At 69.9% G+C, this 25,227-nt stretch carries 20 protein-coding genes; 16 read left to right on the forward strand and 4 right to left on the reverse strand.

Features of this window, described 5'->3' with window-relative positions:
- Positions 1-3: 3 nt before the first annotated feature.
- Positions 4-537 (reverse strand): DinB family protein, encoded by a 534-nt coding sequence (locus tag NE236_RS10630; RefSeq protein ID WP_252841717.1) that lies wholly within the window; start codon positions 535-537, stop codon positions 4-6.
- Positions 538-678: 141 nt separating this feature from the next.
- The gene (locus tag NE236_RS10635) at positions 679-1,620 is read right to left on the reverse strand and encodes a LysR family transcriptional regulator (RefSeq protein WP_252841718.1); all 942 of its coding nucleotides are present in this window, start codon (positions 1,618-1,620) and stop codon (positions 679-681) included.
- 337 nt (positions 1,621-1,957) lie between these two features.
- Here NE236_RS10635 and NE236_RS10640 point away from each other — a divergent pair, with 337 nt between their 5' ends.
- The 10 genes from NE236_RS10640 (at position 1,958) to NE236_RS10685 (ending at position 13,506) form a co-directional block, all read left to right on the forward strand.
- Positions 1,958-2,590: an RraA family protein gene (locus NE236_RS10640; protein ID WP_252841719.1), complete on the forward strand. Its 633-nt coding sequence runs from the start codon at positions 1,958-1,960 to the stop codon at positions 2,588-2,590.
- A gap of 20 nt (positions 2,591-2,610) precedes the next feature.
- Positions 2,611-3,705, forward strand: a complete 1,095-nt coding sequence (locus NE236_RS10645; RefSeq protein WP_252841720.1) for a M14 family metallopeptidase — start codon at positions 2,611-2,613, stop codon at positions 3,703-3,705.
- A gap of 356 nt (positions 3,706-4,061) precedes the next feature.
- Entirely contained in the window at positions 4,062-5,105 is a 1,044-nt protein-coding gene (locus NE236_RS10650; protein ID WP_252841721.1) for an aspartate-semialdehyde dehydrogenase, read from the forward strand.
- Positions 5,105-6,331 (forward strand): amino acid kinase family protein, encoded by a 1,227-nt coding sequence (locus NE236_RS10655; protein WP_252841722.1) that lies wholly within the window; start codon positions 5,105-5,107, stop codon positions 6,329-6,331. Before NE236_RS10650 ends, NE236_RS10655 begins: the two co-directional genes overlap by 1 nt.
- 248 nt (positions 6,332-6,579) lie before the next feature.
- Positions 6,580-7,659, forward strand: a complete 1,080-nt coding sequence (locus NE236_RS10660; RefSeq protein WP_252841723.1) for a hypothetical protein — start codon at positions 6,580-6,582, stop codon at positions 7,657-7,659.
- Between the two features lie 239 nt (positions 7,660-7,898).
- A complete protein-coding gene (locus NE236_RS10665) occupies positions 7,899-9,014 on the forward strand; it encodes a CgnE/CgnB domain-containing protein (RefSeq protein WP_252841724.1) in 1,116 nt (371 codons plus the stop codon).
- 35 nt (positions 9,015-9,049) lie between these two features.
- Positions 9,050-9,787 (forward strand): hypothetical protein, encoded by a 738-nt coding sequence (locus tag NE236_RS10670; RefSeq protein ID WP_252841725.1) that lies wholly within the window; start codon positions 9,050-9,052, stop codon positions 9,785-9,787.
- Positions 9,788-9,812: 25 nt separating this feature from the next.
- A complete protein-coding gene (locus NE236_RS10675; RefSeq protein ID WP_252841726.1) occupies positions 9,813-10,640 on the forward strand; it encodes a hypothetical protein in 828 nt (275 codons plus the stop codon).
- The gene (locus tag NE236_RS10680) at positions 10,640-11,953 is read left to right on the forward strand and encodes a hydroxyacid-oxoacid transhydrogenase (protein ID WP_252841727.1); all 1,314 of its coding nucleotides are present in this window, start codon (positions 10,640-10,642) and stop codon (positions 11,951-11,953) included. Before NE236_RS10675 ends, NE236_RS10680 begins: the two co-directional genes overlap by 1 nt.
- A gap of 95 nt (positions 11,954-12,048) precedes the next feature.
- Positions 12,049-13,506: an aldehyde dehydrogenase family protein gene (locus NE236_RS10685; RefSeq protein ID WP_252841728.1), complete on the forward strand. Its 1,458-nt coding sequence runs from the start codon at positions 12,049-12,051 to the stop codon at positions 13,504-13,506.
- A gap of 16 nt (positions 13,507-13,522) precedes the next feature.
- On the opposite strand, the gene NE236_RS10690 is transcribed toward NE236_RS10685, so the two are convergent.
- A complete protein-coding gene (locus NE236_RS10690) occupies positions 13,523-14,083 on the reverse strand; it encodes a CGNR zinc finger domain-containing protein (protein WP_252841729.1) in 561 nt (186 codons plus the stop codon).
- A gap of 142 nt (positions 14,084-14,225) precedes the next feature.
- Between NE236_RS10690 and NE236_RS10695 the strand changes: the two genes are divergently transcribed.
- From NE236_RS10695 to NE236_RS10715, 5 genes are all read left to right on the forward strand, one after another.
- A complete protein-coding gene (locus tag NE236_RS10695; RefSeq protein WP_252841730.1) occupies positions 14,226-15,500 on the forward strand; it encodes a class I SAM-dependent methyltransferase in 1,275 nt (424 codons plus the stop codon).
- Positions 15,501-15,819: 319 nt separating this feature from the next.
- Positions 15,820-17,076, forward strand: a complete 1,257-nt coding sequence (locus NE236_RS10700; RefSeq protein ID WP_252841731.1) for an ATP-grasp domain-containing protein — start codon at positions 15,820-15,822, stop codon at positions 17,074-17,076.
- A 10-nt stretch (positions 17,077-17,086) separates the two neighbouring features.
- Positions 17,087-18,331 carry an ATP-grasp domain-containing protein gene (locus NE236_RS10705; RefSeq protein ID WP_252841732.1) on the forward strand — a complete coding sequence of 415 codons (1,245 nt, stop codon included), beginning with the start codon at positions 17,087-17,089 and terminating at the stop codon, positions 18,329-18,331.
- Positions 18,328-19,602 carry an MFS transporter gene (locus NE236_RS10710; RefSeq protein ID WP_252841733.1) on the forward strand — a complete coding sequence of 425 codons (1,275 nt, stop codon included), beginning with the start codon at positions 18,328-18,330 and terminating at the stop codon, positions 19,600-19,602. Before NE236_RS10705 ends, NE236_RS10710 begins: the two co-directional genes overlap by 4 nt.
- 29 nt (positions 19,603-19,631) lie before the next feature.
- Positions 19,632-22,226, forward strand: a complete 2,595-nt coding sequence (locus NE236_RS10715; protein ID WP_252841734.1) for a M20/M25/M40 family metallo-hydrolase — start codon at positions 19,632-19,634, stop codon at positions 22,224-22,226.
- Here the strand turns inward: NE236_RS10715 and NE236_RS10720 are convergent.
- Positions 22,223-23,101 (reverse strand): alpha/beta fold hydrolase, encoded by an 879-nt coding sequence (locus NE236_RS10720; RefSeq protein WP_252841735.1) that lies wholly within the window; start codon positions 23,099-23,101, stop codon positions 22,223-22,225. The genes NE236_RS10715 and NE236_RS10720 overlap by 4 nt on opposite strands.
- A 105-nt stretch (positions 23,102-23,206) precedes the next feature.
- Here NE236_RS10720 and NE236_RS10725 point away from each other — a divergent pair, with 105 nt between their 5' ends.
- Positions 23,207-25,162: an AfsR/SARP family transcriptional regulator gene (locus NE236_RS10725; RefSeq protein WP_252841736.1), complete on the forward strand. Its 1,956-nt coding sequence runs from the start codon at positions 23,207-23,209 to the stop codon at positions 25,160-25,162.
- The last annotated feature ends 65 nt before the right edge of the window (positions 25,163-25,227 follow it).

Genomic DNA, 25,227 nt, shown 5'->3' on the forward strand with positions numbered 1-25,227 from the left:
CCGTCAACGTCGCATGGATGCGCCCGAACTCGACGCCAGAATCCGCTCGACGTCCATGAGATGGTGACGGCCCTCGTGCACCGCCCGTTTCGCGATCTCCGCGATCGTCCGCCTCTCTCCGGCCCGGACGCCGTACAGCGACCACTGCTCCGGCCCTACGCCTTCCATCCTCGTCGCGAGCCGGTCGGCACACGCGCCGAGACCGGCGGCGAGGGCCCTGGGGTCGAGCCGGTCGTACCCGCCCCGGGCGACGACGGCATCGTGATCGATCACCTCCAGTGTGCTTCCGGGCGCCCTGAGCACGGCCTGAACGCGCCGGTCGAAGAGCGCGCAGACGTCCCGCAGGTGCCCGGCGTACTCCAGTGGTGACCACACTCCGCTACACGGACGTACGCGCAGTTCCCCGCGGCGGACTTCGTCGGCCGCGAAGCCGATGAGCCATTCCCGGTGCAGGGCCGCGAACCGGCGGATCAGGCCCGGCGTCTCCTCCACCGTGATCGCCGTCGGTTCGAAGCCGCACTCCGTGCAGGTCTCCATGACTAGGAGTGTTTCACCGGACGCGCGTGTGTAACATCGCCGCCGGACCGGGAGGACGGTTCGCTCGGCCGCGGGTCCCCGCGGCCTCGCGTCGGGATCGGCCGGCCGGCCGGCTCGCGCCGACGGCCGCACACCGGCACCTCACACTCCGATCTGCGCGTAGACGTGCTGGGGGCGTTCGACACCGGCGGTGTCGCGCAGCCAGCCGCGTTCGCGGGCAAGCTGCAGCGCGCATTCGACCACCGCCCGCACGTGGGACGACTCGTCGTCGCTCCGCCACAGGACCGACCACGGGTACACCGCGTCGGGCTCGATCAGCCGCCGCCACACGACCTGCGGCGACAGCGGTGCGCCCGAGGCCGGGACGCAGAACACGCAGCGTCTGCGGCTGACCGGGAGGAGAGTGCCGTGGACATGGTCGCTGCTACCGGGGTACGGCGTGGGCACGACGTCGGCCGAGCGGCACAGCTCGGTGAAGAGCTGGTTGAACTCGGGTGCCTGGTCGTCGTCGTGCATCATGACGCGTTCGCCGGCGAGCATCTTCACCGGTACGGCCTCGAGCGAGGCGAAGCGGTGGTGGGCCGAGAGCAGCACTCCCAGCCGGTCCAGCCGGAACACCTTGGACGCGATCTCCGGAGGGGTCAGGAAGGCACGTCCGAAGCCGACGTCGAGTCGCCCGTCGCTGAGCCACTGGTACTGCTGGGAGAGACTGGCCCTGACCTGCTGGATCTTGAGATCCGGGTAGCGCTCCTGGAGCTCGTTGAGGACCAGGGGCATCGAGTCGTACGAGGGATCGAGGATGCCGACGCGCAGAGTGGGTCTTTCCCGCTCGCTCCTCGCGAGTGCGACGGCGCGTTCGACCTGAGAAAGGATCTTCCTCGCCTCCGTGAGGAACGCCTTTCCGCAGCAGGTGAGCTGCACATGATGGGTACTGCGGTCCAGGAGGCGTACGCCGAGCTCTCGCTCCAGCAGCCGCAACTGCTGGCTCAGCGCGGATTGGCCGATGTGGTGGCGTTGAGCCGCCCTTCCGAAGTGCAGCTCCTCGGCGAGGATCACGAAGTAACGCAGCTGGCGAAGTTCCACGCAAACTCCCCTGCTTCAACGACTGGACCAATGGGGTACCGCTGCGATTATGCAACAGGTGGCCCACACACTCTGTGGTACCGAAATATAACGATCGGTCAGCTACCTAGTTGGGATCGAGAAGACCACTGATCATTTGTCGTTGGATGCGCACGGAAGATGCCCGTCAGGCTGCGGTTATCGGCAAGGCAGATGAGGCGTTCTGGTATTGTAATTTCCGTTATATACCGCCTTGACGTTAACTACTGACCAGCTTGTCTGATGAGGAGGCCAGCGGGTGCCAAGGCGCGGAGCACTGACCGGATCCGGCCAGCGAACGATCACCCGGGGGCGCGACATGGACGTTGACGATCTTTTTGAAGTAGCGACCGTCTGCGAAATATCGGACTCTTGTGATCAGCTCGGGGTTCCGTGTGTCCGCACGGGCGAGATCAGGCCTGTCTATTCCGGATGCGCTCCCTTCGCCGGCACGGTCACCACGATCGCGCTCCGGCCCGGCCGGGGCACGCGGCTCGGCTCCCTCATCCAGATCTTCGAAGACACGGAGGACGACGCGGTCCTCATCGACCTCGGCGGACGGACGGATCTGCAGTGCTGGGGTTCCGTGCTTGCGACGGCCGCCATGCGCTTCGAGGTGCGCGCGGCGCTGGTCAACGGCTCCGCCCGCGACGCCGACCAGCTCGCCGGGCTCGGGTTCCCGACCTTCGCCCGCGGCACCCATCCGGCGAGCATGCGGGGACGGCTGGCGTTGACCGATGTGGGGTGCGACGTCGTCGTCGACGGCCGGCCCGTGACCTCCGGATGCGCGGTCGCCGCCGATTCGAATGGCGTGGTCTTCTTCCCGCGAGAGCACGCCGACAAGGTCTTCGATTTCGCTCGGCAAATCGCCGCGGCGGAGCAACGGCTGTTGGATCGGATCCGCAGTGTCAGCCGTCCGACCGCCGAAGTGTTGGACACGATACTCCCCTGAGATGGAACGGCGGTCGCAGGATGAGCTACACAGCCCAGTTCGCCCAGACCTACACGCAGGCCCGCGAGATGTTCCTCGAGGCGGCCGACCTGGCCGGCGCGGAGCTCACATCCTTCCTCAACGACTGCGGAAAAGCGCCTGACGGCGGCGAACTGCGCACGGATGTCGCTTGGATCGGCTCCCGCGACTCCGATTCCGTGCTCGTTCTGGTCTCCGGCACCCACGGTGTCGAGGGATTCTGCGGGTCCGCCTGTCAGGTGGGATTTCTTCGCGAATCCATTCTCGATAAGGCCCCGCCCGGAACCTCTGTTCTGCTGGTCCACGCCCTCAATCCGTACGGATTCGCCTATCAGCGACGGGTCAACGAGGACAACATCGACCTCAACCGGAACTTCGTGGATCACGACGCTCCCCCGCACAACTCCGCGTACGACGAGTTGCACGACGCCTTGGTGCCCGCCTCGTGGACCGGTCCGGAGAAGAGCGAGGCGAACCGCTTCCTCGCGAAGATCGGTGCGGAGCGCGGGGTGCGTTACCTCCAGGAGTCGATCACCCACGGGCAGTACCGTCACCCCGACGGCCTCTTCTACGGAGGCACCTCGCCGGCGTGGTCCCACCGGCTGCTCCGCACGATCGTGCGCGACTTCCTGATCGGCATCCCGCGCATCGCCTACGTCGATCTGCACACGGGCCTCGGCCCCCGGGGTCACGGAGAGCCGATCTTCCGCGGCGGGCTGGACAGCGGCGCCCTCGACCGGGCCCGCGCCTGGTACGGCTCCGAACTCACGATGTCCGAGGACGGAACCTCCAGCTCGACGCCGATCATCGGCAACACGGCGAGCCTGGTCGCCCGTGAGCTGCCGCCCGACCAGGAGCTGACCGCGATCACCCTCGAGTTCGGCACGCTCCCCGGCAACGAGGTGCTCGACGCCCTGCGCGCCGACAACTGGCTTCACCTGCAGGCCGACCCCGACCCCGAACTCGCGGCGAGCATCAAGCAGCAGATCCGGAACGCCTTCTACCCGGCGGCGTGCGACTGGCGCAGCGCCGTCTGGTCGCGCGCCAAGGAGGTCTTCGGGCAGGCCTTCTCGGTCGCTCGCCCGGTGGTCGGCTGACCCTCCCTCTTCACGGCCGGTCGTGCGCGGCGCACGGCCGGCCGTGTCGTTCCCCTGCCCGATGAGGTCGCGCCACCACCGGCCGATCTGCGTCTTCCCGCGATATTCGCGAACGGCTCGTCCAGGACGCCGTAGCAGCACAAAAGCGACAAACAACGCCGCGCTGTCGCGCAGGGATGATCTGCCGCTCTCGCTCATGCTTCCTAGCTTCCGCCCCTATATTCCGTCATGTAACTAGTTATACCGGTTATTGTCTGATGGGACATCACCAAGGCCGGGACCGGCCACGTTCCCGGACTCCCTCTCGGTGACGCACGAGCGTCGCCGCTCTCACCACCAGGAAAGGAAGGTGCGCGATGCTGCGCACAGCCGTCGTGGGAGCGACCGGAGCCGTGGGGCATGAGCTTCTCGCCCTGCTGAGCCGACCCGGTATGCCTCCAGTACGCCTGTCGCCGGTCGCGTCCGCACGTTCGGCGGGGGTAGACATAGGCGCCCAACTCGGGCTCGACGCACAGATCGAACCGGTCCGTGCGCTCAATGACGTGGACTTCACGGCCATGGACCTGGTCTTCTTCGCAGCCGGCGCGGAGGTGAGCCGTCAGGTCGCCGAGAAGGCCGCGGCGGCCGGCTGCCTGGTCATCGACAACAGTTCGGCGTTCCGTGCACGCGAGGACGTTCCGCTCGTGGTTCCCCAGGTGAACCCCGAGGCCCTGCGGCAACGCCCCGAGTCCAACATCATCGCCAATCCGAACTGCTCCACCATCCAGCTGGTCCGGGCGCTGCATCCGATCCACCGGCTGGGCGGGCTCAGCCGCGTGTTCGTCTCGACGTACCAGGCCGCCTCGGGCGGCGGTCTGCGCGGTCTGGCCGAACTCGCCGACGACAGCCGCTCGGTCCTGGACGGACGGGGTGATCTCCATGCGGGCCGGTTCGGACCGCCTCTCGCCTTCGACCTCGTCCCTCAGATCGGCCTGCTGGACGACCAGGGCGCCGCGCATGAGGAGCGCAAGCTGCGGTCGGAACCTCGAAAGATCATGAGCCTGCCCGACCTGAGGGTCGACGCCACCGCGGTCCGGGTTCCGGTGTTCCACTGCCATTCCGAGGCCGTCCACGTCGACCTGGAACGTCCCATCTCGGCGGCCGAGGCCGAGGAGGCCCTCGCCGGGACGGACGGCATCCGGCTGTACCGGTGCGGCGACGTCCCGGCCATCCCCTCACCGCGATCGGTCGAGGCGTCCGGCGCGGGTCGCGCCCTGGTCCACGTGGGCCGGGTCCGCGTCGACGCATCGCAGCCCGACTCACTGGCCATGTGGGTGGTCGCCGACAATCTGTGGGTCGGCGCCGCGTACAACGCGATCGACATCATGCGCACGGCCCTCGACTACGGATGGCTCGGCTGATGGGCGGGCCGTCCCCGGAGCGGCCGCTGGTGTTCAAGTTCGGCGGCGCGTGCTTCCTCGACCTGTCCGACTATCGGACCGTCGCGCGGTACATCGCCGGCCGACTGGACGGATCGCGCCGGATCATCGCGGTGGTGAGTGCCATGTCGGGCACCACGGGAGCGCTACAGAACGCCCAGCGAGAGCTGCACTCCGAGCCGCCGCCCGAGCTGGCGGCGGCGCTGATGCTGACCGCCGACACCGTCAGCTCCGTACTGCTGGCGACCGCCCTGTGCGAGCTCGGGGTGCGCGCCCGGTCGGTCGACGCGCATGAGCAGGGACTCCACGCCACCGGGTCACCGGAACGAGCACGGGTCGTCAAGATCGATCCTGCCCCCCTGTGGTCGGCGCTCGCCGGGTACGAGGTGGTCGTGGTGCCCGGAGGCCAGGGGGTGGACGCCAACAACCGCCCCGTGATGCTGGGGCGCAACAGCTCGGACCTGTCGGCCGTGGCCGCCGCCGTCGCGCTCGGCGCCGACCACTGCGAGATCTTCTCCGACGTTCCCGGCGTGTACACGGCGGATCCTTATCTCCTGCCGGAGGCTCGGGTGCTCTCCGCGCTGGGGTACGGGGCCGCGCTGCGGATGACCCGCGCCGGTGCGAAGGTGCTGCATCCGCTCGCGGTCGAGCTGGCCGAACGGCACGGGCTGCCGATCCTCTGCCGCTCGCGTCCCCCGATCGCCAAGCGCGGCACGCTCATCTCCGGAGCCACCGCGCCGGTGTCGATCATCGCCGACCAGCGGACCGACGTCTGGGCCTTCCCCGACGTCTCCGAACTCGAGCACGTACAGGAGCGACTGGCGAAGGAGGAGGACGGCGACCAGGTGAACGAGGCGGTCGTCGTGGACTACGAGGGCACCCGGCATCTGGCGATCCCCGGTGGCGACCCTCGCGGGATCGCCCACCGTGTCTGCGTCGCGGCGCCGCACCGTCCGGACCTGCGGCTGATCACAACGGTGCACGGCGACCACGAGCCCGAACGGCACCTGGTGCCCGAGTCACAGCTCGCGGAGGAGACCCGGCGGCGCCATGCGGTGCACTATCCGGAGGTCAACGACCACCGGGGCGTCAAGCCCCGCTCGCCGATGAGCGGCATCCTCACCGACCCCGCGAACGCAGCGGACGCCGGCGGGGCCCTTCTCATCAACGGCCAGCCGCCCGTGGTGGAGGAATCCGAGAAGAACTGAGCGGACGCGGCCGCACACGCGGCGACCACGCCCGAACACGAAGAGCGCAGTGCCGAATACGGCACTGCGCTCTTGTGCGTCACCGGCCTATATATCGCGGCGAAACACATGTCAACAGGCGGCCTCTGTTATTGCTTTCCTTGATGGCATTGTGAGTCGGGTTGACTCTCGAATCCCCGGATTGGAGTATCAAGGTACGAAAAACAAACAGAGATCGCCGCCACTAGGGGTCCAGGAGAGGAACTCTGATGTCTGAAGCGGTAGTCGTTGACCCGGCCAAACTGCGCCAGTTCGGTGATCCGATGGACAGCGTGTTCTGTCTCGTCACCAACCCCGAGCACATGGACCAGATCTCCATCATCGAGAGCGGCGGCTACCGGGATTACCTGAAGATTCCTTTCAAGACCGGAGAACGCTTCGAGGAAGTGCTCCCGGAGCGGGTCCCCGAGCCGGCGCACGTGCTCGCGATCTCTCCTGAGGCGTTCTTCGAATCCCCCATGCCGGAGCAGCTGGGCCCCCGCCGCAAGCTCATGGGCATGGCGTGCAACTCGACGCCGACCTCCATCACGACCATCAAGCATTTCATCGACGTGATGCAGCGGACCTCACCCCAGGAACAGGACCGCTTCTCCGACGGATTCTTCGACAAGCTGGAGAGAGCCGATCACCTCGTCTACGTCGACGAACGGCACGGCACCCGCGCGACATTGCAGCATCTCCAGCCGGGCCTCGTGTGGAACCAGCAGGCCGGCTCGCTCGAATGGGGCGAGCAGCAGATCGTCCCCTCCGGGGAGATCAGCGTGCTGCCCACGCAGATCGTCGAATTCCACGAGGACCTGCACCTGCCGATCGAGGGTGAGATCACCTTCCGCGGCTACCCCATCCTGCACAGCGGGACCCCGTCCTTCTCCCGTCGCGACCAGGCCCGGATCCACAGCCGGCTGTCGTCGATGAACCTGCACGGCGTGGTCGCCACGGTCGAGAGGGGCATCATCACGAGCCTGCGCGCCCACCATTCCGGTGCGCAGTCCGCGGTCGACATGCTGAACACGATGTTCGAGGTCGACTCCCGATACCGCATCGTCTGGGAAATGGGCCACGCGCTGAACACCAGCCTGGACATCCTTCCCGGAAACCACGCGATGAACGAGGTGTACGGCGGGACCGACGGCTGCCTTCACTGGGGCCTCGGACTCACCCCGTTCACGCAGTTCCACCTGGACATCATCTCGCCGGATACGACGGTCTACACGGACACCGGTGAAGTAGTCCTCGGTAACCCCGGCGGCGGGCCGCCGGACCGTCTGGCCGTCTTCCCCAATTCCTAGCCACGCGCGCGGCTAGTAAGTGACCCTTCTAACCCCGGGAGGAGGTGCCAAAATGGAGGAGAAGGACACCAAGATCGAGGTCCGTAAGAACAGCAACTACCTGGGCACGCTGCTTGGCTGAGCATGCTGATGACAGCCTCCGGGCTGAGTGGTAGAGGCAGGTGGACCGGCGCAAGCGGTCCACCTGCCCTCCCATCGTACCCCTCCGGAACGTGCCGGCGAAGAATGGGATTGAATCAATGAACGCGGAAAATGGACCTCAGGTCACCGTGCAGCCGAGCGCGTTCCGTCAGTTCGGCACGCCGGCGGACACCTTCTGCATCATCGTCGACGAGGAGTTCATCGATGAATTCACCGTCGTCCTCGCCCCTCCGTACACGCAATGCATGATCGTCCCGATCGGGCCGGACGGTGATCTCGGAAAGCTGCTGTCGACCGACATCCCGCAGACCGCGGACGTCGTGGCGATCTGCCGGCGCACCTTCCTGTCCTCGCCCGACGCGTCGGCCATCGGTCCGGGCCGGCGCATCGCCGTACTGCCCTGCGCCTCCACCCCGGTCACCGCGGACCAGATCCGCTACTTCCTCCGGGTCATCGAGCGCACCGACCCCGCCGCTCAGGAAGCCTTCGCCGACCGCTTCTTCGAGGCCGTGAAGAACGCCTCCCACCTTCGGATCGTCGACGCCGAGCACGGGACCTCCTGCCGCTTCGACCCCTTCGGCGGCGGCTACGTCTGGAACCAGCAGGCGGGCTTCCTCGGCCCCGGTGAGCAGCAGATAGCGCCGGCCGGAGAGCTGAGCGTGCTTCCGATGGACATCACGGAGTTCGACGAGGACCGGCGCCTGGCGCTGTCCGGCACGCTCGTCCTGCAGGGCTGGCCGATCGTCCACGCCGGATACGACCGGGCACTGGACGCGGAGCAGGCGGACCTCTACGAACGGCTGGTCCCGCTGCGCAGGAACGCGCTGGTGCTGACCGTGGAGGACGGGAGCATCACCGAGGTCCGCGACACCGGGGGAACCGCGGAGGGCGCGGCCCTCGTCGCGGTCTTCGACGAGCTCTTCACCGAAGAACCCCGTTACCGGTCCATCTGGGAGCTCGGGTTCGGCATCAACACCGGCATGGAGGTCAGCCCGGCGAACTGCGGGCTCAATGAGACCTATGGCGCCGCCGGCGGCGTCGTGCACATCGGCCTGGGCCTGACGCCCTTCACGAAGTTCGCGCTGACCTTCATCTGCCCGACCGTGTCGCTGCTCGACGACGCCGGGACTCTCGTCCTCGGGAACCGAGCGGGCGCGGAGCAGGGAAGACCGCGGATCAACCGCATCCGGAGCGCGAGCTGCGGCTGCCACTGAGGCATGGAACGACATTTGAACAACAGGAGGAGACCGTGCAGCTGAAGACCGACCGTCCGGAGTTCCGAACCCGTGTCGACAAGTACCTCGACACGGCCATCGCGGACTTCTACGAGAAGATCCCCTTCGCACGTCACCAGCTCGAGGGCAAGGACATCCACCTCGACTACTACCGGCGGCACAACATCGAGACGATCCTGCGGCTCCGCCGCAAGCGCACGATCGACGCGCTCGCCATCCGGTACTTCACCAAGGTCGACCCGGTCGCCGCCAAGGCCTGGGCGCACTACACCGACGACGAGATGCTGCACGACCGGCTGTTCGCCGCGGACCTGGAGAAGGTCGGCGTGTCGAAGGAGCAGATCTACTCGACCGAGCCGCTGCTCTCGACCAAGCTCCTCACCGGGTACCTGGAGTACGGCATCGAGTACGAGGGCACCCCGCTCGCCCTGCTCGTGAGCGTCTACTTCGTCGAGTACGTGACGACGCGCACCCAGCCGCACTGGCTGGACAACCTGGAGAAGCGGCTCGGCAAGGAGAAGATCAAGGGTCAGCGCGCCCATGTCGGGACGGACCTGGACGACCACCACGACGACTTCGTCTGGACCGTTCTCGAGACGATGGTCAAGACCGAGGCCGACGAGGAGAAGGCGCTGCTGCACCTTCAGGACATCTCTCGTCTCTGGCAGATGTACTTCCTCGAGCTGTACAAGATGACCGTCGACGAGAAGGCGTCGATCGAGCTGCCGGATCCGGTGATGATCCCCGCGTGACCCCGACCCCCTCGACCGTCAGGAAGTGGACCCCATGGCCGTGGCCGACACCGGCACCCTGGAGATCAGCAACCTGGCGCCGAGCCACGGCCTGGCACCCGACGTCGAGGAGTGGATCGTCGACGGCCTGACCGAGGCGCTGCCGGCGCTCCGGATGAGGTCGCTGTTCACCCTTCGGCGCGACATGCTCAGGGACGCCGACCTGATCACGCTCGCGGTCGAGACACCGCGCCGTTCGGTGGTCGGTGCACTGTCGTCACGATGGTGCACCACACCGGCCGGTGGAGGGTTCCTGCACATCATGACCCAGTTCGTCGGCGAACGACGCCAGGGCGACGGCATCGCGTTCGCCGGCACGTGGGGGCGCCACATCGAGGGGATCTACGAGAGCACCTCAGAGTTCCCCGAGCTGTGGGTGCTGAAGACGTTCAACCCGATCGTCTACTGCGCGATGCGCGGCTTCACCCGAGTCCCCGATGTGGCGTTCTATCCCGACATCTACGCGGAGCGGCAGGACCCGCGCATCGTACGGACGGCCGAGCGGGTGGCCGCGATCGCCGCCCCGGGCCATACGTTCGTTCCCTCGACGGGCATCATCCGGGGCGCCGGCGAGCCCGCAGACTTGTATCCGTGGCTGCCGGAGTCGAGGGACGAGAAGGTCAACGACTACTTCGCCGCCACCACCCTGCCCGGCGACCGGATGCTGTGCATGCTCAGCATCCCGACACCGGAGGCGGCCGAGACGATCCTCCGGATGTTCGGCCTGACGCCGACGACACCGCAGGTCCGCCTGGCACGGTCGATGCTCGGTGACCCCGCACCCGCTCCGGCGGGCCGCAGAGACGGAGAATGATGGACGGCTGGGCGACCCATCGGGACGGCACCCTCTACCCGCACGAGACGGTCATCACCTGGCAGGCGCCGCCGATCCGCATCGGCGCGGGCGCGACCGCCGAGATCGGGTACGAGCTGAGCCGGCTCGGCGTCGGCTCCGTCCTGATCGTCACCGACCCGAACGTCGCCCGCGTCGGGCCCGTACGGCGCGTACGCGAGCTGGTCGAGCAGGCGGGGATCGAGGCCACCGTTTTCGACGAGGTGCGGGTCGAGCCGTCCGACCAGGGGTGTGAGGAGGCCGCCCGCAAGCTGGCCGACCGGCCGGTGGACGGCTATGTCGCGGTGGGCGGCGGCAGTTCGATCGACACGGCGAAGGTGCTCAACCTCCTGCACAGCCATCCCGACATCCCGCTGCGCGACTACCTGAACAAGCCGATCGGCGCCGGCCGGACGATCCCGGGCGTCCTCAAGCCGCTGGTGGCCATGCCCACCACGGCCGGGAGCGGCAGCGAGTGCACCGCGATGGTCGCGCTCGGCATCACCGACCTGCGGGTGAAGACCGGGATCAGCGACCTGCGGCTACGCCCGTCGGCCTCCATCATCGACCCGCTGAACACCCTCACCATGCCGCCCGCGGTGGCGGCCGCCTCCGGGTACGACGTCCTGACGCACGCCTGCGAGTCGTACACCGCCCGCGCGTACGACCAGCGCCCGCCGTACCCGTCCCCGGCCGGCCGGCCGATCTACATCGGGGCCAATCCGATCAGCGACGTGTGGGCGGAGAAGGCCCTCGCGCTGATCGGGACGTACTTCCGGCGGTCGGTGCTGAACGCCCTCGACGTGGAGGCGCGCACCGCGATGAGCCAGGCGGCCGCCTACGCGGGGATGGGCTTCGGCAACGCGGGGACCCACATCCCGCACGCCTGCGCCTACCCCATCGCCGGAATGGTCACCGAGTACCGGCCTCGGGACTACATCGTCGACCACCCGCTCGTGCCGCACGGCGAGTCGGTGATCGCCACCGCGCCCGCGGCGTTCGAGTTCACCTACCCGGCCTCGCCGGAGCGTCATCTGCGCGCCGCCGAGCTGCTCGGCGCGTCGACGGCGGGCGTGACCGTACGGAACGGCGCGGACCTGCTCCCGCAGACGATCCTGGACATCATGCGGGACACCGGAGGGCCGAACGGTGTCGGCTCCTTCGGCTACGAGACACGGGACATCCCCCTCCTGGTCGACGGCGCGGCCAAGCAGCAGCGTCTGCTCGTCGGATGCCCGCGCGACGTCACCGCCGACGACCTGACCCGGATCTTCCACGCGTCGATGAAGTATTGACCTTCGGCCCATAACGAGACCGGGCCTGAGGTTGACACCGGGACCGTTCTCCGGGCTCATGGGAGTACCGAAAGATCGCCCATAGGAGACGGCCCATGTCCGTGGCACCTCAGGTACGGCAAGCGCTCATCGGCGGTAAACCCGTGGAGACCGATGACAGCATCGACGTTCTGAACCCCTCGACCGGTGAAGTGTGCGCGCGCACGGTCCGAGGTGGTTCGCAGGAGATCGACCTGGCGGTCGCCTCGGCGCGAGACGCCTTCGAGGACGGCTGGCGGCACGTCTCCGCGGCCGACCGCGCGACGCTCTGCCGGCGGATCGCCGACGCGATCCGCGACCACCGCACCGAACTCGCCGAGCTGGAGACGCTCGACACCGGCAAGCCGCTGTCCCAGGCGTTCGTCGACGCGGACGCCGCGGCGCGCTACTTCGACTTCTACGCCGGATGCGTCGAGGCGCTGTTCGGCGACACGCTGTTCTCCCAGCCCGACGTGGTCGCGTACACGCTGCTGGAGCCGTACGGCGTGTGCGGCCACATCATCCCGTGGAACTACCCGATGCAGGTGGTCGCGCGGACCATCGCCCCCGCGCTGGCCGCCGGGAACACCTGCGTGCTCAAGCCGGCGGAGGACGCTCCCCTGACGCCGATGCGCATCGCGGAGCTGGCCCTGGAGGCCGGGCTCCCGCCCGGAGTGTTCAACGTCGTCCCGGGGTACGGCGAGGAAGCCGGGGCGGCGCTGGTGGCCCATCCCGGCGTCGACCATCTGGCCTTCACCGGCTCGCGCGAGGTGGGCACCCTGGTGATGGCCGGGGCGGCCGCCAACATCGTCCCGGTGACACTGGAGCTGGGCGGGAAGTCACCGCACCTGGTCTTCCCCGACTTCGATCCGGGCCAGGCCATCCCGCTGATCGTCTCGTCCATCACCGAGCACGCCGGCCAGAACTGCTCGGCGGGATCCCGTCTGCTCGTGCACGAGACGGTGTACGAAGCGACGGTCGACGCGCTCGCCGCGGCGTTCGAGCGCATGTCGATCGGGCCCGGCCGGACCGACCCGGACCTCGGCCCTCTCATCTCCGCCAAGCAGCGGGACCGCGTGCTCGGCTACATCGAGCAGGGCAAGAAGGACGGCCGCGTCGTCACCGGCGGAGGGCCGCCGGACGATCCCGAGCTGGCCGGCGGATTCTTCGTGCGGCCCACCATCTTCGACGAGATCCCGCACGACTCGCGCACCGTGCAGGAGGAGATCTTCGGACCCGTGCTGTGCGCCATCCCCTTCCGGGACACCGCGCACGCCGTCGAGCTGGCCAATCGCACGTCGTACGGGCTGAGCGCCGGTGTGTGGACCCGCGATGTCGGCCTGGCACACCATCTGGTGCGGGAACTCCGCGCGGGCCAGGTCTTCGTCAACAATTACAGTGCCGCGGGCGCGGTGGAACTCCCGTTCGGCGGGTACAAGCGGTCCGGATTCGGCCGGGAGAAGGGTTTTGAAGCGCTCCGGGAGTACTCCCAGTGCAAGGCCGTCGCGGTACGGGTGGGGTCGCCCGAAGCGTAGGACTTGACAGCGGAACCTAACGCGCGTGCGCCTTCCGATATTGCCGCACCTTGTGGCGATTGCCGCAGGCCTTCATGTCACACCACTGGCGCTGTCCGGGGCGTGACGTGTCGACGAACATCAGCGAGCAGTCGGAAAAGGCGCATTCGCGGACCCGTTCGAGCCAGGGGCCGGTCAGCAGATCGATGGCGTCCCGCGCCACGGTCGCCAGGCCGGCCTCCACGGTGCGGGCGGAGCGCAGCGTGACCGATCGGGCGTCCGGTGACAGCTCGGGGGCGAAGTCGGGGTGCACCGCCCAGGAGTTGAGCAGCTCGACGTCGGAGCGTGCCGGCTTGGCCCTGGTCGCGGGATGAACGAGGCGGTGGACGGCCTCGCGAAGCGCGCGAGCGTCGTCGAGGCCGCGCGGCTGCGCCGGCAGGTCGGCCGGCAGGGACAGCGCCAGCCGGAACCAGCGCCCGAGGTCGGCCGGGACCGCGAGGCGCTCAACGGGCTCCCGATAACGCCCACCCAGCGTGGCGGCGAAATCGAGACAGAGCCGACCGCCACGAAATCTGAAGTCGAACTTGTCCTGCGGCAATTCTCATCAGCTCCGAACCCAGTCTAGACAACCATCGGCCCCCGCGAGCGTTTATCACTAAGTCTAATGGCTTCATCGGGTGCCCGAAACAGCGTGACTCTCCGTCGAAAGATCACTTGGCGCCGGCCGACGCCTGCTCGCGATGACTCTCTCGACGCCGCCGCCCACCGGTATCCCCGCAGGTGATCGGCGCATAAATGGCAGTTACGGCGCCAATTCGGCCATGGTCGGCTCACGGCTCCGAGACGTCGAGAAGCCGCCGCCATACCTCAAAAACGGCGGCCGAACAAGACATCTAACCGAGATCAGCTTTACCAAAAACGCGTCTGGTCAACCGGGCTTTCGGTCAATAAAATCCGTAGAGCACTCGAAATTATCGGTGACCGGAGGACAAATGTCCGCTGAGAAGAACGGTGTCTTCGTACCCGGCAACGACCTTCGAGCACAGCTGGAACAGCTGCGCCGCCATTCGCCGGACGTCTTCCGGCGCATCGACCTGGCCCGCGTCGAATCATGGGAGTGGGACCGCACGCAGGGCGACTCCCATCGGGACGACTTCGATGCCGACGCCGCGGGCGGCAGGGGCTCGAGCTACGTCCGCGCGCAGCTGGCCAATGTGGACGCCCGCGCCCACGGGATCGGCCGGCTGATGGAGCTGATGCGGCCGACCCCCGTCAAGCGCGGCGCGGCCGGCCGTCGCACGATCGTCGATCTGCTGGGCGGCAACGGCCTGGTGCGGCAGGTCTGCGCGCGCCTCGGCATCGACGACGTCGAAGTGGTGACCTGTGACGCCTCCCCGCACATGGTGGAGACCGCGTGGGCCGCGGGCATTCCGGCGCTGCTCCAGCGTGCCGAGCGGCAGCTCTTCCAGTCGGAGTCCGTCGAGGGAGTGCTGCTGGCCTACGGCAGCCACCACATTCCTCCGGCGGATCGGGGCTCCGTCGTCAACGACGCCTACCGGGTCCTCCGGCAGGGTGGAACGTTCCTGCTCCACGACTTCCAAACCGGCTCCCCGATGGACACGTGGTTCACGACGATCGTCCATCCCTATTCGCAGACCGGGCACGAGTTCGATCACTTCACCGGCGACGAGATCGAGGAATATCTACTCAAAGCAGGATTCGACGCTTACGAGGTGATCGAAATCGACGACCCGTATACCGCGACCGCGCCCTCGCCCGAGGTGGCCGAGCGCAACCTCGGTGAATATCTCGTGAACATGTACGGCCTTTGCAAGAAAGAAGCCGAGCTCGGCGTGGAGGGGGCGTCCCGCTGGGCCGTGGGGGAGGCCAAGCGGATCTTCCACTATGACGACGGCGAGCCGTTGCACAGCACCATGGAATATGTCGACGACCTCGGCGCCTGGGAGCTGACGATCCCGCGCAAAGCACTGGTCGGGGTCGGCCGGAAGCTCTGAACCGCGGCGCGCCGGCTCGCCCGGCCGTACGGCAGGCGGCCGCTCCGAGACCGGCTCGGACGCGGCTTCTCCGACCGCGCGGCGCGTTCCACCCGGCGTGGCCGCGCGCGGCCACGGCGTCCCCGTGACCGCGGGGACGCCCGACCGGTCCGGTGACCGAGGAGGGCGCTGGGTACCGCCTACTTTCGGCATTCGCCCCGCATGCGGGGTGTTGTCCCTCTACCGTGGCATGTAACCTCCCATAGTGGTTACCGTGGCGGGGGCTCCGATCCGGGGCCTGCCCCTCGCCGAACGCCCAGGCCGGACAACAAGGATCCCGATGGACCGTTACGCCATTATCGTTGACGCTTATCACATCCCATTCGGAGACTCCCGGGGATTCGCCAGTGCCTTTCGCAAGCAAGGCATCGCACCGGTCGCCGTTATGAGCACTCCAGAGCCCATGGAGACGTTTCTCCCGCGGTGGTTCCCCGAGGACTTCGCCGCCATCCACTACTACGATGGCGATTTCGAGAAACTCGTCGCGACGGTGAAGGGTTACGACCCGATCTGCATCGTCCCCGGCCTCGAGCCCGGCGTCGAACTCGCCGGCGAACTGGTCGACGCCGTGCTCCCCGGCACCGGGAACCTGCCGGGGTCCTCCCCCGTCCACCGGGACAAGGCGCTCATGGCCAAGGCCCTCGAGACGGCCGACGTGCCCCGCATCCCGACGATCTGCTCCTCCGACCCGGAGGAGATCGCCACCTGGCTCAAGAGCAACGGCCTGGAGGACCGCCCGCTCGTCATCAAGCCCCCGAAGAGCAGCGGCGCCGAGGACGTCCGCCTCATCGAGGCGGGCCAGGACTGGCGGCCGTACTTCGACCGGCTGATCGGTTCCCTCAACCACTACGGCCAGACCAACGACAAGGTCATCATCCAGGAGTTCGCGGAGGGCACCGAGTACATCGTCGACCTGTACTCCGTGAACGGGCAGCACGGCCTGGTCGACGTCTGCGTCTACCAGAAGCGCACCAGGGACGGCGAGATCGGCATCTACGACGTCGCCGACTTCCTGGCGCCGGACGACCCGGTCGTGGCGCCGCTCGCGGAGTACACCGCACAGGCCGCCCACGCGTGCGGCATCCGCAACGGCTCGACGCACGCGGAGGTCATGCTCACCCCCGACGGCCCGCGGCTGATCGAACTCGCGGCCCGTTACTCGGGGAGCTGCATGATGTTCTCCGGCGCGCTCGCGACCGGCGACAACCAGATCGACCGTACGGTCCGGCACTACGTCGACGGGGAGTTCCGGCCGTCGTTCGAGCTGGTCCGCGAGGTGCGGACGGTGTGGCTCGCCGCCGAGAGCGACGGCGCCCTGCGCAACATGGACATCTTCGAGGAAGTGCGGGCCATGCCGTCGTTCTACGCCATGAGCCTGCCGGAGAACGGCAAGGTCGTCCCGCAGACCACGGGGATGAGCACGAGTCTGGGCTGGATCATCCAGGGCGCGTCCGACTGGGACGCCATCGAGGCGGACTACCGCCGCATCCGGGAGCTGGAGCGCGACCTCGTCATCGAACCGGTGGCGGAGCGCTGAGAGGAACTTCATGGCGACGCTCGTAATCGGCTGCGGAGTCAAGCTGATCAGCAGCCTGCAGGAGCAGCTGCCGGACGAGACCGTGGTGGTCATCGAACACCCGCAGGTGATCGAGCAGCGCGGCCTGCGGGAGAAGGTGAAGAGCCTGCCGACCGTCGAGGCGCTGGTGCCCGGCGACTACATCGACGAGTTCGATCCGCGCGCTCTCATCGCGTCGCTGCCGCCCGGCACCGTGATCGAGCGGGTGCTGTCGGCCATCGACGAGATGACGACCGTCGGCGCGGCCCGCATCGCCGCGGAGCTCGGCCTGCCCGGTTCCGGCGTACGGGCGGCCGAGATCTTCCGCGACAAGCTGCTCCTGCGCGAGGTCACCCACGCCGCCGGCATCCCCAACCCCCGCTGGCGCGAGGTGCACGACCTCGCCGAGCTGGAGGAGGCGGCGCGCGAGCTGGACGGCGACGGCCTGGTCCTCAAGCCGACCGGGCGGTCCGGCAGCCAGGGCGTCGTGCTCCTGGACCCCGGGGACGACCTGACCGAGGCGTGGGCGCACACGACGACGGCCGAGGGCCGCGTACGGCTCGACCCGCCGCCGTTCACGCGCTACCTCGTCGAGGAGCGGCTGCGCGGCTCGGAGGTCAGCGTCGAGTGCCTCGTGGCCGACGGAAAGGTCGTGTTCGGCAGCGTCACCGACAAGCGCGTCCTGCACGGCCGCCATCCGGTCGAGATCGGCCACGTGGTGCCCGCCGCGGTGGGCGCAACCGTCCGTAAGGACCTGCTCGACGGGATGCAGGGGCTGGTCGACGCGACCGGCTTCGAGTTCGGCATCCTGCACTGCGAATGGATGGTCACCGCGACCGGCCCGGTGCTGATCGAGTGCGCCGGGCGGCTGGCCGGCGACCGCATCACGGACCTGGTCAAGCTCGCCTACGACCTGCCGCTCCTCGGCGTGTACGCCTCGCTGATGGGCCGTGACGGGCCGGTCGGCGAGATCCCGGACACGGCCGGGCGAGCGGCCGCGGTCATGTTCCTCACGGGCACACCGGGGGTGGTGGAGAGCGTCACCGGCGTGGCCGAGGCGGCCGCCGCGCCCGGCGTCCAGGCCGCCGCGGTCACCGTCGCCGCCGGGGACCACGTCACCGAACCGCGGGCCTCCCGCGACCGGATCGGCCACGTCATGGCGGTCGGCGACGACGCCGAACAGGCATGGGAGCGCGTCGAAGGCGCCGCCCGCCTGATCCGGGTCACGGTCCGGTGAGGCTGCCGAACCTGCGGGACGGCGCGTGGGCGTCCCCGAACGGCCGGCGCCTGCTGGTCGTCTCCATCATCGACTCGACCGGCAACGGCGCCTTCACCTCCGCGTCCGTCGTGCTGTTCAGCGTCGTCCTCCATCTGACGCCGGCCCAGATCGGCCGGGGCCTGACCCTCGGCGCCTTCCTCGGGCTCTTCTCGTCGGTGCTGTGGGGCACGCTGGCGGACCGGCTCGGCGTGCGCACGATCCTGCTGAGCATTCAGCTGTGGCGGGCGGCGGCCTTCATCGGCTACGCCTTCATCCACGACTTCACCGGGTACGTCGCGATCGCGGTGTTCCTCGGCCTCGCGGAGCGGGCCAGCCCGCCGATCCTCCTGTCGTTCGTCACCTCCGCGGTCGGGGAGAGCAACCGCGTCAAGACCGCCGGCGCGCTGCGGAGCATCCGCAACGCGGGGTTCACCCTCGGCGCGCTGCTCGCGTCGCTCGCCCTGCTGTCCCCCGGCCGTACGTCGCTGCTCTGCGTCGTCCTCGGCAACGCCGCGTCGTTCATCGTCGCCGCCGCGCTGCTGCGCGGCATCGTCCTGCAGGGGCCGCCCAAGCCGGTCCGCAAGCCGAAGGGCGAGGCGCCCGACCGCGTGCGCAGCCGCCCCGCCTTCCTGATCGCGGCCGTGCTGACCGGCGTGCTCAGCATGCACCGGTTCATCCTGTCGATCGGGCTGCCGCTGTGGATCGTCTCGCGGCACCTCGTGCCCAAGCCGATGGTCAGCGTGCTGATCGCGATCAACACCGTGCTCGTGGTCTTCCTGCAGGTGCGGATGACGCGGCAGACCGATGCGGCGGACGGGGCGGCGCGGGCGCTGCGCAACTCCGGGTGGATGCTGCTCTGCTGCGCCCTGCTGCTGGTCGCGGCGTCCGGTCACCTGCCGATCGCGCCCTGGACCGCCGGCGCCATCCTCGTGGTCGCCATACTCGCCCTGACCTTCGCCGAGATGTGGCAGGCGGCCGGCACCTGGGGGCTGTCCCTGCGGCTGTCCCCCGAGGCCTCCCGTACGCGTTTCCTGTCGGTCTTCAACCTCGGGACCTCCTTCCTCGACGTGGCCGGGCCGTTCGTCGTCACCGCCCTGGTGCTGCCCGCCGGGCGGGTCGGCTGGGCGGTGCTCGGCGGCGTCCTCGCGGTGGCCGGTCTGCTCTCCCCCGTGGTGGCCCGGTGGGCCGAACGGGAGCGCCTCCGGCACGAGGAGCCGGTCGCGGCGGTGGAGACGCACACCACGCTCTGACCCCACGACACGATTGGACCGGACCGAAGATGTTCCCTCACCTGGTGTTCGTCGGGGCTCGCCCCGAGATCATCGGCAAGCTGCTCGGTGTGCCCGTCACGCTGACCGCCATCGTGCGCACCGGCACCGACGAGACGTTCGAGCGCAAGCTCGCGCTGCGGACGTTCAGCACCGACGTCACCGACACCGACGCACTGCTGGCCTGCGCCCGGGAGATCCACGCGTGGCGCCCGATCGACGCGATGATCGCCGCGACCGAGCACGCGCTGCTGCCCACCGCGATCGTGGGTGAGGCGATGGGCGTCCGGGTGAACCCGGTGGAGGCCGTGACGCTCGCCCAGGACAAGGCGGCGATGCGGCGCCGGCTCGCCGAGCGGGGGGTGGAGACCGTCGCCCACCGGGTGTGCACCGACATTGAGGAGGTCCGGGACTTCTTCGCCACCTGTCCCGGCGGCGTGCTGCTGAAGCCGGCCGACGGCAACGGCGGGCGGGGCGTCGCCCTCATCCGGCACCCGGACGACATCCCCCGGGCCTGGGCGCACACCGCGCCGGAGTCCCGTGAGGCCGGCGTGCTCGCCGAGGAGTTCCTCACCGGGCTGGAGACGAGCGTCGAGACGATGAGCGCCGGGGGCGAACACCGCGCGCTCATGGTCCCCGCCAAGCACACCTCCGGGCCGCCGCACTTCGTCGAGATCGCGCACCAGATGCCCGGCGAGCACCCGCCCACGATCGTCAAGACGGCAACGGACGCCGTGTTCGCCGCCCTCGACGCCATCGGCTACATGTGGGGGCCCACCAACACCGAGGTCATGATCGAGGGTGACCGGGCCACCGTCGTCGAGATCAACCCGCGGTGGGGCGGCGCGCGGTACTGGGAGATGCTCGAGCTCGTCGCCGGCGTCGACATGGCCGAGGCCACCGCGATGGCCTACGCCTACGACCGGCTGCCGGCCCCCTTCGAGGCGCCGGCCGCGACGTGCGCCGTCCGGCTCCTGACCCCGCCCCCCGGCCGGATCGTCGCACTCACCGGACTCGACAAGGCCACCGCCGTCGACGGCGTCGTCCGCATCGGCGAGCTGAACCGGATCGGCGACGTCATGCCCTCCCTCACCGACTTCCGGGGACGGGCCGGGTACGTCCTCGCGACCGGACCCGACCGGCAGGCCGCGGCCGACATCGCCGAGCGGGCCGCCTCCCTCATCGACATCCGGACGGTCCCGGCAGCATCGAACGCAAAGGACGACGCCTCCATGCGCGACGACGTTCGGCAGGCTCTGCGAAAGCTCCTCCCCGGCGTACGCTCCGACCTCGACGCTCTGATCCGGATCCCCTCGATCAGCGCCGACCCCGCCCACGCGGCGGACGTACGGCGTTCGGCGGAGCTGACGGCCCGGCTGCTGGAGGAGGCCGGCGCGGCCGACGTGCAGGTCCTCGACGACATCGAGGGCGGCCGGCCGGCGGTCGTCGCCCATTTCCCGGCGCCGCCGGACATGCCCACCGTGCTGCTGTACGCGCACCACGACGTCCAGCCGACCGGTGACCCCGCCGGCTGGACGAGCCCTCCGTTCGAGCCCGACGAGCGGGACGGGCGCCTGTTCGCCCGAGGGTCGGCCGACGACAAGGCGGGCATCGCCGCCCACCTGGCCGTGCTCCGGCTCTTCGACGGACACCCGCCGGTCGGCGTCACGGTCTTCGTCGAAGGCGAGGAGGAGATCGGCTCGCCGACGCTCGGCGCCTTCCTCGAACGGCACCGCGACAAGCTCACCGCGGACGTCTGCGTCCTGGCCGACTCCACCAACCTCGACGTCGGAACGCCGTCCCTCACGACCACGCTCCGGGGGATGACCGACGTTGTCGTGGAGGTACGGGCGCTGGAGCACAGCGTGCACTCCGGCATCTACGGCGGCGCCACGCCGGACGCCCTGACGGCGCTGTGCCGGCTGCTGGCCACCCTGCACAACGACGAGGGCGAGGTCGCCGTCGAGGGCCTCATCTCGGCACCGGCACCCAAGGTGGACTACCCCGAGGAGCGCTTCCGCACCGAGGCCGGCGTGCTCGACGGCGTCCGGCTGCTGGGCAATGGAAGCGTCGCCGAACGCATCTGGACCAAGCCGGCGCTGACCGTGCTGGCCATCGACGCGACCCCGGTGGCCAAGGCGTCCAACACGCTCACCGCGACGGCCCGCGCCAAGATCAGCCTGCGGCTCGCGCCGGGCGAGGACGCCCCGAGCGCGCAGCGGAAGCTGATCGAGCACCTGCGCGAGCACGCCCCGTGGGGCGTCGAGGTCGAGGTCAGCGCCGGCAAGGCCGGCCGCCCGTACGCCGTCGACACGACCGGCCCGGCCTTCGAGACGGCCCGCAGCGCCTACGGCCTGGCGTACGACGGCGACCTCGTGCACATCGGGGTCGGCGGGACGATCCCGTTCATCGCGGAGTTCTCCGACGCCTTCCCCGACGCCGCGATCCTCGTCACCAGCGCGGGCGCCGACCCGGACTGCCGGGCGCACGGCCTCGACGAGAGCCTCCACCTGGCCGACTTCGAGAACGCCTGCCTGGCCGAGTCTCTGCTGCTCATCCAGTTGGCCCGCCAGAACGACAAGAACCAGCCCGCGCGGGCGATCTAACGGGTGAGGAGGTCCCGGAGGGCCTTGGCGATGACCTCCGGGGCCTCCTCGGCCATGAAGTGGCCACAGGTGACGGTCTCGTGGTGCAGGTCGGACGCCCAGGCGCCCCACAGCCCGGCCGCGTCGAAGCCAAGGGCGGCGCCCCAGTCCTGCTGGAGGACGGTGACCGGCATCGCCAACCGGCGACCGGCGGCGCGGTCGGCCTGGTCGTGCTCGACGTCGACGCCGACGGATGCACGGTAGTCGGCCACGATGGAGGGCACCGCGTCGCGGCAGGCCTCCAGGTAGGCCGCGCGGACGTCCGCGGGGATCGCCTGCGGGTCGCTGGTCCAGATGTCGAGGAAGTGGCCGAAGAACGCGTCCGGGCTCCCGGCGATCAGCTGCTCGGGCAGGCCGGGCGGCTGGGCCATCAGGTACAGGTGGAAGCCGACGGCGCCGGTAACGCCGTGCATCACGTCCCACATGTCCAGGGTCGGCAGCACGTCGAGGCAGGCCAGGCGGGTGACCGCCTCGGGGTGGTCGAGGCCGGCGCGGAATGCGACCAGGGCGCCGCGGTCGTGTCCGGCCAGCGCGAACCGCTCGTGCCCCAGCGCGCGGGCCAGGGCGACGACGTCGGCGGCCATGGTCCGCTTCGCGTAGGTGGCCCCGTCGGTCTCGGCGGGCTTGTCGCTGGCGCCGTAGCCGCGCAGGTCGGGGCAGATGACGGTGTGGTCGGCGGCGAGGTCGGCCGCGACGTGCCGCCACATCAGGTGGGTCTGCGGGAAGCCGTGCAGCAGCACGATCGCGGGGCCCGAGCCCCCGACGGCCGCGTTCAGGGACACCCCGTCGGCGACGGGGACGTGCCGATGGTCGAATCCGGTGATGGCAGGCGCCATGGTTTCCGTCTCCTTCGGTGGACGACCTGGTGCCCGCAAGGCTGCCGGGGACGAATGAGCGTCCGATGAGCGCGCTACGGTGACCGGGGGAAGGAGGCTCGGGCGGTGCGCGTCACGTTCGGGGTGCTGGGGCCGGTGACGGCCTGGGACGCCGCCGGTGAGCCCATCGACCTGAAGGGGCCACGCCACCGCGCGGTGCTGGCCCGGCTGATCGTCGCCCGTGGCCGCGTCGTCCCCGTCACCCGTCTCGCCGACGACCTGTGGGCGGACCCTCCCTCGAACGCCGTCGGCGCGATCCGCACCTTCGTCGCCGCCCTGCGCCGCGCCCTCGAACCTGCGCGGCCCCCACGCACCCCCGCCCTGCTGCTGGTCACCGAGGGCCCCGGGTACGCGCTGCGCGCGGCGCCGGACGCGGTCGACGCCTGGCGCTTCGAAGGGGCGCTGGCCGCCGCCGTGCCCTCCGGCGACGCGCTCGTACGGCTGGAGGAGGCGCTCGGGTGGTGGCGCGGGCCCGCCTACGCGGAGTTCGCCGACGAGCCGTGGGCCCGCGCCGAACGCTCCCGTCTCGCGGAACTCCGGCTGCACGCGATCGAGCGCCACGCCGAGGCCCGCCTGGACCTGGGCCTGGCCGCCGAGGCGGTGGCGGACCTGGACGCGCACGTGGCCGGGCACCCGTGGCGGGAGCACGCCTGGCGGCTGCTGGCCCTGGCGCTGTACCGCACCGGCCGGCAGGCCGACGCGCTCGCGGTGCTGCGCCGGGCCCGCGCTCTCCTCGTCGAGGAGCTGGGGCTGGACCCCGGCCCAGCCCTGCGCGACCTGGAGGCGGACATCCTCGGCCAGGCCGCGCGCCTGGACCCGGCGCCGGGCGGCGCGGCGGCGCGGGTCTGGGCGCAGACGGCCGCCGCGTACGACCGCGCCGTGCCGTCCGGAGCACGGGCCCGGCTGGAGTCGACCGTGGGTCTGCTGCGGGACCTCGCGGTGACCGGGGGCGGCGGCCTGGTGGAGGCCCGCCGGCACCGCGTGGCCGCCATCGAAGCGGCCGAGGAGCTGGGCGACCCGGAGCTGACCGCACGGGTGATCGGCGCGTACGACGTCCCGGCGATCTGGACGCGCGTCGACGACCCCGACCAGGCCGCACGGGTGGTCGCGGCGGCCGAGCGCGCCCTCACCGCCATCCCGCCGACCGGATACGACGCGGCCCGCGCCCGGCTGCTGGCCACGATCGCCCTGGAGTCGCGCGGCACCCGTACGGACCGCGGGCCCCGGGCCGCCCGGCAGGCCGAGGAGATCGCCCGGCGCCTGGACGATCCGACGCTGCTGGTGTTCGCGCTGAACGCGGTGTTCATGCAGAGCTTCGAGCGCGCCGGCCTGGCGCCCCGCCGCGACGAGATCGGCGCCGAGCTGGTCGCCCTGTCCGCCCGGCACGGCCTGTCCACCTTCGAGATCCTGGGTCACCTCATCCGTCTCCAGGCACGTAGTGCCCTCGCGGACTTCGCCGGGGCCGACGAGCACGCGGCGGCGGCCGACCGCCTGGCCGAGCGCCACGAGCGGCCGCTTGTGGAGGTCTTCACCCGGTGGTACGCCGCGCTGCGGACGGCCGTGACCGGTCCGGCGGCCCAGGCCGAGACGGCCTACCGGGACGCCGCCACCCACCTGCCCGACGCCGGCATGCCGGGGCTGGAGCGCGGCCTCCTGCCGCTGGCACTGCTGTGCCTGCGCGTACGGCACGGCCTGCCCGTCCAGGTCCACGAGCACACCGACTGGGGGCCGTACGGGCCGTGGGTCCGCCCCTTGCTGCTGCAGGCCGAGGGCCGTCGTCCGGCGGCCGTCGCCGCGCTGCGCGAGGTTCCGGACCCGCCGCGCGACCTGCTGCTGGAGGCCCTGTGGTGCCTGACCGCACGCGCGGCGATCGCGGTCGGCGACCGGGAGACGATGGAGCGGGCGTACGCCGAGCTGTCCCCCGCGAGGGCGGAGCTGGCCGGGGCGGGCAGCGGCCTGCTCACCGTGGGCCCGGTCGCCCGGCACCTCGACGACCTCGCCACCGCCCTCCGCATCCCCTGACAGCGATCCCCCCTTGCGCGGGCCGCCGGCCACGGGGGGCGAATTCCTATCGATCGAATCGCAGC

Source organism: Actinoallomurus purpureus (genome assembly GCF_024055795.1).
In the GTDB taxonomy this organism is placed as follows: domain Bacteria; phylum Actinomycetota; class Actinomycetes; order Streptosporangiales; family Streptosporangiaceae; genus Actinoallomurus; species Actinoallomurus purpureus.